Origin of the sequence: Spiroplasma endosymbiont of Asaphidion curtum (assembly GCF_964031085.1) — a bacterium.
In the GTDB taxonomy this organism is placed as follows: domain Bacteria; phylum Bacillota_I; class Bacilli_A; order Mycoplasmatales; family Nriv7; genus Nriv7.
Genome location: NZ_OZ035001.1, coordinates 795783 through 809923, shown reverse-complemented (window position 1 = coordinate 809923; position 14141 = coordinate 795783). Strand labels below are relative to the sequence as shown.

The following is a 14141-nucleotide window of genomic DNA, read 5'->3' as shown; positions in this document are numbered from 1 at the left end:
ATAAAAATATTTTTAATCTTAATTTAAATTAGATAATTAACAAATATATTAAAATTAAAAATCAAGTTATTTCTACATAACACATATAAGAAATATTTTTCTCTTTTAATTAAAAATGTTAAATTTTATTCTATTTCTAGTCAATCGCCTTCAGTGTTGGTCATAATGACAAAACCATCATTTTCATTATCTAATATTTCAAAATAACCATTTATTTGTTCAAAATGAAATAGTATTACTTTTACAAAAGTGTTGAAATCTTCATTTGTGACACTTCCGCCTCAGCCAGAATGGTCATTTATAATAAATTTATTTTTAATAATTTTAGTAATGGTTGCTTGTGAATTTTTATTTTGTTTGATTTCATTTCATGTGGTTTTGTTAATTTTAATTTTTAATTGATCATGGGCGAGAAATTTATATCATTTTTCAATGTTATCATAAACATTATGATGAATTGAAGTTGGCAACGCCATATCAGGTGTTGCATGATGATGAAAAGCAAAATACATTCATGTTCCGGCAATTGCAATGCCACCAATCACCAAGGATAAGCCTAAAGTTTCCGGAGCCAGAGTGGCGGCCGCACCGGCTTCCCCGGCTATAACCCCGCCTTCAACTGCTGCTGTTTCAGCAACAGTAATTGTTCCTGCAATTTCTAACCCTTCTGCTGAACTTTCTGCTAAAAGAGGAGTCATTTCCATTGCTTCTGCACTGCCCGCAACATTAGCACCAGCAGTAGAACCAGAAACAGTCATTTTTGTTCCATAAGCTATTAAAGCACCCCCACTTAAAGCTGCTAATCCAGTATTTGTTAATTTTTCTTTAAAAGCTTTTTTATCGTTTTCCGGTAATGTTTGATAGTAACGATTAATTTCATTTAATTTTTTTAATTTTTCTTCTTTTGAAAGAGCGTTGTATTGATTTATTGCCTTAGCAGTTGTTGTTTGTAAATTTTCCATATTTGTATTGATGGGTTGATTTCCTGCCGGGGCATTTTGTTTTATTTCGTCTTTATTGTTTTTAATTAAGTTAATTTCTAAATTTTCATCATTTTTTAAACTATCATCTTCTGTTTTTTTATCTACAAAATGATATTCATCTTTTTGTAATGGGGTTGCTGTTGGTTCTGGTGCCTTGGCAATATTATTACCTTGATTAGCATCATCATCTTCATTATTTTTAGCCAAAATGGTGTGGTGTTGACCATGGTCATCAACTGCTAATTTAATTGCGTTCGCCTCTGGTTTTGGCGTGGTTGGTAGTAAATTATCTGGCCTCTTGGTTATATCAACGACCAGGACATTTCCCTGATTGTCATTAATAGCAATAGGCTGATTTGTTCGATCTTCTTCTGGTGGTAAAGCAAAATTATAATGATTGTGAATACCCGAACCTTTTTCAAGCTCAACATAAGATATCGCGATGTTATTATTATTTGCATTTTGATGCACGGGTTGATATGGGCTATCAGTACCAACACCAATATTAGCATTTAAAAGATTACTCATGGCCAATATTTCTGGTGTCCCCCCTCATGTTGAGGGTTGTCGCATTATTGCCAAGTAATTAGAAGCAATTTCATTATTTTCTTGAATAAGATTTCGAAATATTAATTCACCATTGCGAGTTATAATGGTATCTAAATTTCTTTCAATATAATCGACAACGCGATTACGAAAGACAATTCTTACCAATCTTTGGGCGGTGGCATCTTGATATCATGCTTGCGTATTCGTATTATTTTCTACATCAAATTGTTGGAATAAAGTTTGTATATATGATAAATAACTTAATTGTAATTCACCAAATAATTGAATGAATCGATTGCTAAATTCTTCATCATTATTTCTCGCTGGAAATAAATAAGCTGTCGCTATGGATCAAAATAAACAACTATTATCGGCTGGCACATCATACAGATTATTGTGATTTGTTACTTCTCTAGTGGTTTGGTTTTGTGCGCCACTATTTTGTTGTGAACTTCCAGCACCATTTACATTTGTATTACTGTTAGCCCCTTGATTAGTTGCATCGCTATTGCCATTTGACCCAGGACTACCATCATTATTACCAGAAGCATTTTGGCTTGGACCTGAACTGTCTCCTAATTTACCAACGGTAAATGTCACTGTAACTTCGCCAGGATAATAACTCTCGTCATTTCGTTTAATAACTGCATGAGTTTCATTACTATTTTCTTGTACTTTAACTTGATTAATATCTAAGTGAGAATTTAATTCCTTAACACGCTTTAAAATTGTCTGTTCTTGCTTATCTGATATTTCTCCTAAACCAGTTTCAGTAATAACATCCGCCAATTTAATTTTTAATAATTGTTCTAATTCTTTTTGAGCGGCTTGTAAATCGTTTTCAATTTTTGTTTTATGTTCTGGTGTTAAATTTTGAAGATTTTTTAGTAATTGATTACATACTTCTATTTTTTTATTTAGTTCAACAAATTTCTCTAAAAGATTTATCACTTCTGTGTGGCCTTTTCGGTTCGCAACATCTAAAGGGCCAACACCTAAATTAATTTTTTCATTGACATCAGCACCGTTGGCGAGTAGCAATTTTACAATTGCCAGATAACCGTTTTGTGCTGCTAAATGTAAAGGAGTAATACCATTTTCTGCTTTTGCATTAATATCAGAACCATGCTCTAACAATAATTTAACAATTTCTATATTATTATTTTGTATTGCGCCCATTATCGGAGTGTTTTTATAATTATTAATCGCATTAACATTAATTTTATTTTTACTATTTTGATTTGTTAATAATTCTTTTGCAAATGTAAAATTATTTTCCCATATTGTTAGATGCAAAATGGTGTTATTGTCATTATCTATAATAATATTTACATCAGCTCCATTATCAAGTAGTAATTTTACAGTTTCTACATTGTTATCTAGTTTATTACAAAAATATAAAGGAGTTAAGCCATTACTATCTTTGGCGTTGATGAAATTTTTAAATTCTACATTATCTACATTATTAAATTGCTCTTTTGTTTTTGAAATCAACAGTTTAACAACATCAGTATGACCATTTTCCGCAGCAACATGCAACGCAGTTCGTCTATTGCTTGTATTTGCATTAATATCAGAACCATGCTCTAACAATAATTTAACAATTTCTGTATAACCTTTAGCTGCTGCATAATGTAAGGGGGTCGCACCATTTTTTGCTTTTGCATTGACATCAGCACCGTTGGCGAGTAGCAATTTTACAATTGCCAGATAACCGTTTTCTGCTGCATAATGTAACGGCGACAAAACATTTTCAATCATTGCATTAACATTAATATTGGCATATTTTAATAATTCTTTAACAACATCTATATTTTTCTTTATTATTGCAAAGACCAAGGGCGTATTTATTCCATTTCCATTATTATCTAGAATATTGATAACAATGCCAGAACAACTTAATAATGATTTAACAATTTCTATACGATTAAAATATGCCGCAAGATGCAACGGTGATAATCTGTTTGAATAATCATTTATTATTTTTGAATTTAACCTAATTAATAATTTAGTAATATCTAAATTATTTTGTTCAATAGATAAGCCTAAAAGACTAATATCACCGCTACTAAAATTACGAATAATTTCCTTAATTTCTTCTTCAAGTTCTTTTTTCTGTTGTTCACTTATAGAATCAGAAGATAAATTATTTATTGTTTCTGAATTTGAGAGATTCCTAATAATTTTTATAAAATTTATTGTCTTATTAACAAAATCATCTTTTAATGCTTTCTCATTTTGATTTGCATTTTTATTAAATCATGTTGCTAACTCGTTAGTTAATTCTTGTTCATTTTTGAAGTTTAAAAGATTATCTAAATTTTTTATAAGAACTTCTCTTTTTTGAAAAATGAAATCATTTAATTTTTTCATTTTAATTAATTCATTTCAAATTTTTATTCTAAATTCATTAATCTGTTTTGAATATTTGTCTCATTTATTTAATTGGTCTTTATAATCTCCTCAATTTATTTCTTCATTTTTCCCATCAATGGTGTCTTGAACAACCTTCAATATATTTTTTAAGTCGTTTTTTAGTTCATCAACATTTCTAATTTCTGCAAAAATTTCTAAAGTCTTTTCATCACATTGAAACCGCATCGCCTCACTAGTAATAAAAACTAATCGCACTAAATGTTGTTTTATTTTATTATTATCTTTTATATTATGTTTTGATAATGCACTAATAGAATCGTCTATATTCGAGTAAGAAATAACGAAATTATCATTATTTAAATGACAATAATTACTATTATAACCTAAATTTATTGACTCTTGAATATTTAAGTCCTGTTTCTTAATTTCTTTTACTTGCGAATCTTTAAAATAAAAATATTTATTATCTTTATTTACAAATCCTTGGACATAAAAATCTTTTAAATTAATTACTAATTTTATACTTTGCTGACTACTATTTTTTTTTAATGTTAAGATTAATATTTTTTCGTTGTTGATATGGTTCGCTTTAGCTCACTCAGCCATTTTTGGTTGTAGTTCTTCTAAAATTTCAATCAGTGTTTCCCGCTTATCAGGGGTACTTATAAGCCCGCCCATATTGATGGTTCTTAAAGGATCAATTTGGTTATTTTTCATAAAGTCTTTTAACATTTTTTGAATATTGTCAGAATAATTTTTATTTAAAGCAATTTCTTTTTTAATGAATTCAACTTGATTATCTGTTGTGCTTGTTGAAGGTTGTTCGTTTTGTGGTTTTGTAGTACTACTTTTTGTTGGGGTGGCTTTTTTATTTTTTTGTTTTTTTGGTGCTTGTCTTTTTTGCCGCGTTAATGTTTCTGGACTGTTTTTAATTTTTGCTTTATTGTTATTAGGTTTATTGGCAACTAAGGGGCCGGCGGCATTACTAGTTAGTAAAATTACCCCTAGTAATTCTAAAAGTTTTTTCATACTAATCAAATTCCTTTCCTGAATTTTTACCAATTAATAAAATTTATTAAATAATCAACATGCTTTTTCCAAATCTTAGTCTGGAATCTATTCACTTTGCATTTTCATTATATACCGTCAAACAAAAAAATTCTATTTTTACTATATTAGACTTCTTACAATATTGTGATAGTAACTGAAAATTGTATTATTGAAGCAAATAAATTTAACTTTGTTAAAATTACTACCAAGAAAGGCGATTTTTTATGTTAGAAATTAATAATAATGTAAAAACCCCAGAAAATAAACATTGATTCAGTTTATTTACAACCCATAAAAATATGTACACCAACAAATGCGAACAACTAGCTAATGAATATGAAAAATTAGATGAATACTTATATAAATATCATTATCGCTTAAAACAAGGTTATAAAGTAGTTCATTTTGCACCAAGAACAATTATTACAATTTTTGGTGATGTTACTTTTAAACGACGCCGATATAAATATTGAAATCAAAAATCAGGTAAATTTGAATATGTATGTTTGTTAGATAAAGAAATTGGTCTATTACCCAAACAACGCATTTATTTTGATGTCCAATTTAAAGTTTTAAGTCTTTTGGGTGATGGTAAACGATATCGCGATGTTTTAGATGCTCTAAATCATTGTTATATTTCAAAAGCTAGTATTTCAAGCATTTTAAATAAATATGATATTGTCGAATATTTTCAACTAGCAGAAAAAGAAACTAAAACTAGAATTGATGTCAAAAATAAGGACTTATATATTCAACTAGATGAGACATTTTTAGCAACATTAGATCAGAAAGTTAAACAAGACCAAAGAATTCGTTTAGTTACTTTTCATACAGGACATAAAGAAAAAAATTACAAAAATGCTCGTAGAGAGTTAGAAAATAAACGAGGTCATTTTCTAATGTTAAAAGTTGGTAAACGAATAAATACGATGGGTTATCGTGATTTATTAATTAGAGAATTACAAAAACATTATGTGAATATTAATTATGACAAAATAATTTTTTGTGGTGATGGTGCTACTTGAATTAGAGAAATTGCTAATAGTTTTGGTAATGTTAGATACATTTTAGATAGTTATCATGCTATTAAAAAATTAAAACAAACTGCATTTAATATTATTTTTGAAAATCGCAAAGTAACACTAAATAGTTGAATTAAATTATATAAGGATGGAAATCATCAAGATTTAGTAAAAAACATTCGTAATGTTGCTAAAAATGAATTAAATAAAGATATTAAAATAAATTTAAGAAAGGCGAGTAATTATTTCAGTAATAATAAGCAAGGTATTCATCATCAAAATTTAGAATAGACTTCTTGCATTACTTATTTATTAAACAAAATTCCTATAAAATATATTTAAAATAGAAATTATAAGGAATTTAAGATTATGAAATTTGATAAATTTAATTTTATTAATGATAAAGAATTATTACGATTAACTGGAATAAAGCAAAGTACTTTTAATAAAATGTTAAATATTTTAAAAGAAGCTGAGTTAAAAAAGTGCCAAATTGTAAAGTTAAGTGCAACTAAATTATTTTTCTAACCAAATATTCGATTGGTGAAAGATAATTTAGTATTTTTCTTGGTCTTTGGTTTAAAGACAATATAAATTTATGAACTGCATTTTTAGTAGTATTTGAAAAATTAAATTTTTTAGGAAATTTTTCTCTAATTAAACCATTAGTATTTTCATTAGTACCTCTTTGTCAAGGCGAATACGCATTAGCAAAATAAATTTTCACATTTAAATTTTTTTCAAGTTGTTGTCAATTAGAAAATTCTTTACCCCTATCAAATGTTATAGTCTTAACAAGATTATTTGGAAGAATTGATAAATAATGGCTAATGTTTTCGTTAACAACTTTAGTAGTTCTATTTTCAACTAACATTGCTAAAGTAAATCTTGATGTTCTTTCAACTAAAGTTATTAAACATGATTTACTTTTACCTCGTGATGATACTACAGTATCACCTTCTCAATGACCAACAGTTATACGATTATTAACATTAATATTTCGTTCTTTAATTGATTTACCATTAAATTTACCGCGATTTTCTTGAGATTTTCGTTTCTTACCTTTTCTTCTTAAATTTTTATTAGTAACTTTTTCAAGTAATCCAGAATAAATTCAATTGTAAATTGTTTTAAAACTAATAATTCATTCTTTATGAAAATTTTTAATTCTGCCATAAATTTGTTCAGGCGATCAACCTAATAGTAATTTTTGTTGTACATATTTTACTAATTCTCTATTTTTAAACTTATGAAAATAAACATGTGATTGTTTTCTGTTTTCTGCTTTATTTTGTGCAATTAATGAAAAATAATGATTACTATCTTTATTTCTATTGACTTCTCGAATAATAGTACTAATACTTCGATTAAGATTTTTAGCTATTTCACTAATTTTTACTTTAAACTTCAATTGATTCTCAATATAAATTCTTTCATATATGCCAAGATGTTTGTAACCCATATAAAAACTCCTTGCTTTGTTTTTTCTAAAATAAACTTAGCATCATGAAATTTTTATATGAGATTTTTTGCAATTTTATTTACTTGCACTTACAAGTATAATTCAGCTAATAATAAAAATGATGATAGTTGAATTAATTATAAAGGTAATGCTGTAACAAATAAATATAATAGATTTAAGTAAGTAAAAATATTAGTTAAAATTTAATAAAATTAATAATTTTTTATTGTGTAAAAATTCAATAATATGATAAAATGAAAACGAATAAAATGACAATAACAAGAAAGGTATGGTTAGTTTAGTAATTAAATAATATAATTAGCTGATTGTTTTACTTCTTCAAAGCAATACCTAAGAAAACTAAACGCGACCTAAAAATTTGTTTTTTGAAAATTAAATACAAGTGAGTTAATAATGTTGATATGTATTAAAGCACGATAAATTGTGGGGGGGGGGCGCGCCATAACCAAAAGAAAGTTTTACCAGTTAATAGATAACATCCTATTAGCTATAGCAATTTGTTTCATTTTGCAATAAAAAATGAATGGGTAGATTTCCTAAAAGTATATACGCTATTAAATTAGTTCCAAAGGTAGGATGTGGACATTAAAGTGTATAAATTTCTATAAATAGGGGTATACTAAGTTTAAAATTATTAAAATCTTTATCTGATTAAAAAACAAAATTTACTAACAAGGTTTTTTAAACACTTAAAATCTCTGATATATAAGTGTTTAAAAACTAAGTTAACTAACTTAGTTAATATGAAAGGGATTTTATTGTGAAAAACATTAAAAATATTTTCTTAAATACTAAGAACCTGTTCAGAATCTTTTAGAAAAATAAGATAAAATAAGTATATATTTTAAAATAAGAGGTATATATGCATAAAAATTATCCTAGTAATGTCAGCAAAGAGCAATTTGAAAACATAAGATCAATTTTAGAAAACAGCAAAAAGAAAACAAAACCAAGAATTTTAGATTTATATGAAGTGTTTTGTGGAGCGTTATATGTATTAAAAAGTGGTTGTCAATGAAGAATAAGAATGTTGCCAAAAGATTTTCCAAAGTGACAGACCGTATACTACTATTTTCAAATTTGAAGTAAAAATAATGGCAAAAATCCTAGTTTGTTGCAATTAATTTTAAAAAGAAATAGTTAAAATGGTTTGTTTCAACAATCATTGCCAAGAAAAAACTAGTTTTTATATATATTGATTCGCAAAGTGTTAAAAACACAGATACTGCTGAAAATAAAGGTTATGATGTTGGCAAAAAGATTTCAGGAATAAAACGCGTCATATTGTTGTTGATTTTCAAGATTTACTGTACGCAATTAATATAACAACCGCAGAAAGCGCAGATCGTAATAGGGCTATATATAAAACATAATGAATTAAATTCTTTTGTAGTACTACCTAAAAGATGAGTTGTAGAACGAAGTTATGCTTGATTAGAAAACTTGCTATTATTTAAACTAATCCTACTTATTGAAGACAAAAACAAGCATACCAAGTCTATTACAGAAATTATGTAAAATTAATGTAAATTTTTGGAGGAAATTATGAATGATAATAAAAGAAAAAAATTATTGTATTTATTAGTAGCTTTAATGTCAGCAGTTCCAATTTGTTTAGGCATAATTTTTTTATTAAATCTACCAATTGAAAAAGAAAATCAAAAATTAAAAGAAAAAAATTTATCAAAAATTATTATAGAAAATAAAAAAAATTTAGAAACTATTAAAACTAGTGGTCTTGAAAAACCGACTGAAGAACAAATTAAAAATTTACTTGGAAACAAGTTTGATATTGATATAAACAAAATTCAAATTAAAAATATTACATCAACAACTGCTAAAGTAATCTCAGATGATAATAAAGTTTATACTGGTGAAGTTACAATTAACTATATAATTGATAAATCTATTAATTTAGATTATCTTGTTCCTAATATAAAAAATAGAAAAAAAGTAGAGACTTTTCGTAATAGTTCTTTTTCAAAATTACAAGATATAGTTAAAAATTTATCATTTTTAACTAAAAATGGTTGATTTAAAAAATATGAAAATTTATCCGATATGAATAAATTTATTCATGAATTAGATGAAAAACTTATATATAAAGCAAATCAAGAATCTATTAATGAATTTAATAAAATAAAAAATAACACTGATAATTTTTCTGATTTTGCTAATTTAAATGAACAATTTAAAGATGAAGCTTTTGTAATGAGTAAATCTACTTTAGTTGGAATAAATTGAGAATTTTTATTAAATTTATTATTAAATAATAATGAAAGAATGAAAGATAAAATTAAAGAAAATTTAGTTTATTTTTATAATATAATGGCTAAAGTCTATGGAAAAAATAATCTTATGCAAATGGTAGAAAAAATTGATTTGCAACAGCCTTGGACAAAAAACCTAGCATATGTAGAACATCCTTATAATAATCGATACAACTTAAAAACTATTGTTCTTAACTATTCTCTTGCAAAACGTAGTTATGAAGTGATACTTTGAACTATAGTTCATGAATATGGTCATATGTTAGATTTTTTTTGTAATAATGTTTGAATAAAGACATTAGGGGAAAATTATATGATAAATTCATTAGCAGAAAACACTAGAATTACTGATGATAATTATAAAAAATTATTAGCATATGGAATTATTAGAAGTAATTATGGAACAACATCATATAAAGAACTTTTTGCTGAAGCTTTTGCAAATTGAATTGTTACTCCAGAAGAAAATCGTGATGTTGCTTGAGAAAAATTAGATAAGTTTTTTAGAATTGATTTACCAAAAATGATTGTAAAAAAGTAATAGATATTTCGGACAAATTATTTATTCATATTGTCCCTGCAAAATTTTATTTTTGTTTAAATTTTGTTACTAGACTTCTTGCATTACTTATTAAAATAATTACAAATTATTTGTAAATAAAAAATACTATATAGTAATTTCTAACTTTTATTAGGTTAATACTTATGGATTTTATTAAATGTGTAAATTTTGACACAACAAAAAATTATTTTATTAGACTTCTTGCATTACTTATTAAAATAATTACAAATTATTTGTAAATAAAAAATACTATATAGTAATTTCTAACTTTTATTAGGTTAATACTTATGGATTTTATTAAATGTGTAAATTTTGACACAACAAAAAATTATTTTATTATTTAAATTTAATTTTAAATAAATATTTTATGTTATCTATAATTGCAAATTATAAATTGAAGCAATTAAATTAAATCTTAAACTAAATCGTTTTCTACGATTACGATATTTTTCAGTAATAATTTTAAATTTTTTAAGAATAGCAAAAATATTTTCAATAATAATTCTCATTTTTGAAATTAATTTATTATTATGTTTTTGTTCTTTATTTAAAGGGTTTTTCTTTGTTTTTTTCTTAGGTATTAGAACATTACTATGAATTTTTTGTATTCCTTGATAACCATTATCAACTATTAATTTAGTATTTTTTAAAATTGGGATTTTTGATTCTTTAAATAAACAAAAATCATGCTTTTTACCGAGAGAAAAATTTGTTGCAATAATTATTTTGCTTTCTTTTTCAATAATTACTTGTGTTTTAATAGTGTGTTTTTTCTTTTTTCCTGAATAAGATTGTTTTTGTCTTTTTTTGGGCGTTGAATGGGTGTTTCTGTAGCATCAATAATAATTGTTTTATCATTAAAATAATCATTTATTAATGCTTTTTTACCAGCAAGTTGTTGAAAATCAGGATGTTTGATTAAAATATCTTCAATTCACTTGATATTTCGATAACAACTAGCTTCACTAATATCAAAACTTTTACCAAGATGAAAATAAGTACGATATTCTCGTCAATATGATAAAGTCATCAATAATCTATTTTCTAATGATAATTTATTATTTTTACCACCTCTTTTAAACTTTTTTAACTCAGCTTCTTTTAAAATATTTAACATTTTATTAAAAGTACTTTGCTTTATTCCAGTTAATCGTAATAATTCTTTATCATTAATAAAATTAAATTTATCAAATTTCATAATCTTAAATTCCTTATAATTTCTATTTTAAATATATTTTATAGGAATTTTGTTTAATAAATAAGTAATGCAAGAAGTCTATTATTTAAATTTAATTTTAAATAAATATTTTATGTTATCTATAATTGCAAATTATAAATTGAAGCAATTAAATTAAATCTTAAACTAAATCGTTTTCTACGATTACGATATTTTTCAGTAATAATTTTAAATTTTTTAAGAATAGCAAAAATATTTTCAATAATAATTCTCATTTTTGAAATTAATTTATTATTATGTTTTTGTTCTTTATTTAAAGGGTTTTTCTTTGTTTTTTTCTTAGGTATTAGAACATTACTATGAATTTTTTGTATTCCTTGATAACCATTATCAACTATTAATTTAGTATTTTTTAAAATTGGGATTTTTGATTCTTTAAATAAACAAAAATCATGCTTTTTACCGAGAGAAAAATTTGTTGCAATAATTATTTTGCTTTCTTTTTCAATAATTACTTGTGTTTTAATAGTGTGTTTTTTCTTTTTTCCTGAATAAGATTGTTTTTGTCTTTTTTTGGGCGTTGAATGGGTGTTTCTGTAGCATCAATAATAATTGTTTTATCATTAAAATAATCATTTATTAATGCTTTTTTACCAGCAAGTTGTTGAAAATCAGGATGTTTGATTAAAATATCTTCAATTCACTTGATATTTCGATAACAACTAGCTTCACTAATATCAAAACTTTTACCAAGATGAAAATAAGTACGATATTCTCGTCAATATGATAAAGTCATCAATAATCTATTTTCTAATGATAATTTATTATTTTTACCACCTCTTTTAAACTTTTTTAACTCAGCTTCTTTTAAAATATTTAACATTTTATTAAAAGTACTTTGCTTTATTCCAGTTAATCGTAATAATTCTTTATCATTAATAAAATTAAATTTATCAAATTTCATAATCTTAAATTCCTTATAATTTCTATTTTAAATATATTTTATAGGAATTTTGTTTAATAAATAAGTAATGCAAGAAGTCTACTGTATTATCAAACGATTGTTGATAACATTTTCCACTACAATAGACTTGGTATATAACCCTCAATTTTATCTACTATTTTGATAATATTATTTTCTAGATGAAGCACAAATGTTAGATAAATATAAAGATGAAAGTGAATTTTATAGTTTGGTAGGTGCAAAATGTTATAGTTATGTACCAAGTCTAATATAATTAGCTGATTGTTTTGCTTCTTCAAAGCAATACCTAAGAAAACTAAACGCGACCTGCGATGACTAAATTATGAAATGCGATTATAACAGCGTTTACTAAAATGTGAGAAATTATTGCTGTTAATATGCCACAAGTCGGTAACTTCTTTGCTGACTACTGAATATTCATTTTTCCATTTATTTTGGCAATATTCTTTATTTGCTTTAAAATGTTTGAAAAATTACTTGGAGCAGTACGCTAACAAAAAAAATAAAGTGAGGCGCAAGATGAAATTTTGCAAATGAATAATAGAAAAAAAATAACCATTTTATTGAATTAAATCGCACCTCATTTTTAATTTTATGACATTGAGGAGCAATTTGATATATTTACAACGGTTATCTTAAAAACATTAGACTTGGTACATAACTATAACATTTTGCACCTACCAAACTATAAAATTCACTTTCATCTTTATATTTATCTAACATTTGTGCTTCATCTAGAAAATAATATTATCAAAATAGTAGATAAAATTGAGGGTTATGTACCAAGTCTATTGTAAGTTATTTATTTTTAGCAGGTTGTATTTTAATTTTCCTTTTTAAAATCAGTAATTTAACACAAATTAACAAAATTATTAATTTTTTAAAGCTGAATTATACTTGTAAGTGCAAGTAAATAAAATTGCAAAAAATCTCATATAAAAATTTCATGATGCTAAGTTTATTTTAGAAAAAACAAAGCAAGGAGTTTTTATATGGGTTACAAACATCTTGGCATATATGAAAGAATTTATATTGAGAATCAATTGAAGTTTAAAGTAAAAATTAGTGAAATAGCTAAAAATCTTAATCGAAGTATTAGTACTATTATTCGAGAAGTCTAATATTATTTTCTAGATGAAGCACAAATGTTAGATAAATATAAAGATGAAAATGATACTTAATAATACTTTTAACCACTGCTTTTTAAAAGAATTTTTAATTCTTAATTTTAATGGCATTTTTTCTTTTGAATTATCTTTTTTAAATAATTTTCTTAAAATTTTTTTCATTTTTATTCTCCTTTTATATTTTTATCATCCTTTAATCACAATAAATAAAGCAATAAGCACACAAGTGACACCAAGAATGGTAAAAATTGGGTGTTGCGAAAATGTTCGTGCCATGGGTTTAAATAATTCTAAAATTGTTAAATTGCTAGTAATAAACTTTTGGAAATTGACAAGACCTTCGCTAATATAGTTCGTTAAAGTTTCAAAATGACTACCAGCTAATAATCCAAGAACAGTTATTAAGATAAAAATAATAATTAGTTTAAACATTACCACCAATAATATCAGTTCAAATATTACCAAATGCTTTAATTAATGCTTTTCATAAATTAGTAACCGCTTGTTCACCAGTAACAGCTGGTGCATCTACTAAGAAAGTTCCAAACATATAATCA

Annotated in this window: 13 protein-coding genes and 2 pseudogenes; 8 read left to right on the top strand and 7 right to left on the bottom strand. The window is 25.0% G+C overall.

Going from position 1 to position 14141, the window contains the following annotated elements; translation table 4 throughout:
• Positions 1 to 125 precede the first annotated feature (125 nt).
• On the bottom strand, positions 126 to 4937 hold the full coding sequence (locus AAHJ00_RS04755; protein ID WP_342223602.1) for an ankyrin repeat domain-containing protein: 4812 nt from the start codon (positions 4935 to 4937) through the stop codon (positions 126 to 128).
• Between the two features lie 245 nt (positions 4938 to 5182).
• On the opposite strand from AAHJ00_RS04755, the gene AAHJ00_RS04750 reads away from it, so the two are divergent.
• Positions 5183 to 6271, top strand: a complete 1089-nt coding sequence (locus AAHJ00_RS04750) for an Mbov_0401 family ICE element transposase-like protein (protein ID WP_342223601.1) — start codon at positions 5183 to 5185, stop codon at positions 6269 to 6271.
• A 78-nt stretch (positions 6272 to 6349) separates the two neighbouring features.
• Positions 6350 to 6508: a hypothetical protein gene (locus tag AAHJ00_RS04745; RefSeq protein WP_342223600.1), complete on the top strand. Its 159-nt coding sequence runs from the start codon at positions 6350 to 6352 to the stop codon at positions 6506 to 6508.
• On the opposite strand, the gene AAHJ00_RS04740 is transcribed toward AAHJ00_RS04745, so the two are convergent.
• A complete protein-coding gene (locus AAHJ00_RS04740) occupies positions 6492 to 7442 on the bottom strand; it encodes an IS30 family transposase (protein WP_342223478.1) in 951 nt (316 codons plus the stop codon). The two genes, AAHJ00_RS04745 and AAHJ00_RS04740, sit on opposite strands and share 17 nt — an antisense overlap.
• Before the next feature lie 57 nt (positions 7443 to 7499).
• Between AAHJ00_RS04740 and AAHJ00_RS04735 the strand changes: the two genes are divergently transcribed.
• From AAHJ00_RS04735 to AAHJ00_RS04725, 4 genes and pseudogenes are all read left to right on the top strand, one after another.
• Positions 7500 to 7625: a hypothetical protein gene (locus tag AAHJ00_RS04735; protein WP_342223599.1), complete on the top strand. Its 126-nt coding sequence runs from the start codon at positions 7500 to 7502 to the stop codon at positions 7623 to 7625.
• A gap of 700 nt (positions 7626 to 8325) precedes the next feature.
• A pseudogene (locus AAHJ00_RS07945) lies at positions 8326 to 8551 on the top strand (transposase); the annotation flags it as partial.
• Between the two features lie 88 nt (positions 8552 to 8639).
• A pseudogene (locus AAHJ00_RS07940) lies at positions 8640 to 8797 on the top strand (transposase); the annotation flags it as partial.
• Positions 8798 to 9008: 211 nt separating this feature from the next.
• Positions 9009 to 10274 (top strand): hypothetical protein, encoded by a 1266-nt coding sequence (locus tag AAHJ00_RS04725; RefSeq protein WP_342223598.1) that lies wholly within the window; start codon positions 9009 to 9011, stop codon positions 10272 to 10274.
• A 395-nt stretch (positions 10275 to 10669) separates the two neighbouring features.
• Here the strand turns inward: AAHJ00_RS04725 and AAHJ00_RS04720 are convergent.
• Together AAHJ00_RS04720 and AAHJ00_RS04715 are read right to left on the bottom strand one after the other, a co-directional pair.
• Positions 10670 to 11493 (bottom strand): IS5 family transposase gene (locus AAHJ00_RS04720; RefSeq protein ID WP_342223477.1). Its coding sequence is split into 2 segments (ribosomal slippage): positions 10670 to 11097 and positions 11097 to 11493, totalling 825 coding nucleotides; the frame shifts between segments, so codons are not numbered across the junction.
• 119 nt (positions 11494 to 11612) lie between these two features.
• A protein-coding gene (locus tag AAHJ00_RS04715) for an IS5 family transposase (RefSeq protein ID WP_342223477.1) occupies positions 11613 to 12436 on the bottom strand; the annotation gives its coding sequence in 2 pieces (ribosomal slippage) (positions 11613 to 12040 and positions 12040 to 12436; 825 coding nt in all).
• Positions 12437 to 12768: 332 nt separating this feature from the next.
• On the opposite strand from AAHJ00_RS04715, the gene AAHJ00_RS04710 reads away from it, so the two are divergent.
• Both AAHJ00_RS04710 and AAHJ00_RS04705 read left to right on the top strand, forming a co-directional pair.
• Complete coding sequence (locus AAHJ00_RS04710) at positions 12769 to 12951, top strand: hypothetical protein (RefSeq protein WP_342223597.1); 183 nt, start codon at positions 12769 to 12771, stop codon at positions 12949 to 12951.
• 498 nt (positions 12952 to 13449) lie between these two features.
• Complete coding sequence (locus AAHJ00_RS04705) at positions 13450 to 13578, top strand: helix-turn-helix domain-containing protein (RefSeq protein WP_342223596.1); 129 nt, start codon at positions 13450 to 13452, stop codon at positions 13576 to 13578.
• 27 nt (positions 13579 to 13605) lie between these two features.
• On the opposite strand, the gene AAHJ00_RS04700 is transcribed toward AAHJ00_RS04705, so the two are convergent.
• The 3 genes from AAHJ00_RS04700 to AAHJ00_RS04690 are packed head-to-tail and all read right to left on the bottom strand — an operon-like array spanning position 13606 to position 14134.
• Positions 13606 to 13746, bottom strand: a complete 141-nt coding sequence (locus tag AAHJ00_RS04700) for a hypothetical protein (protein WP_342223595.1) — start codon at positions 13744 to 13746, stop codon at positions 13606 to 13608.
• A gap of 21 nt (positions 13747 to 13767) precedes the next feature.
• On the bottom strand, positions 13768 to 14016 hold the full coding sequence (locus AAHJ00_RS04695; RefSeq protein ID WP_342223594.1) for a hypothetical protein: 249 nt from the start codon (positions 14014 to 14016) through the stop codon (positions 13768 to 13770).
• Entirely contained in the window at positions 14009 to 14134 is a 126-nt protein-coding gene (locus AAHJ00_RS04690; protein WP_342223593.1) for a hypothetical protein, read from the bottom strand. The genes AAHJ00_RS04695 and AAHJ00_RS04690 overlap by 8 nt, the downstream gene beginning before the upstream one ends.
• Positions 14135 to 14141: the final 7 nt, after the last annotated feature.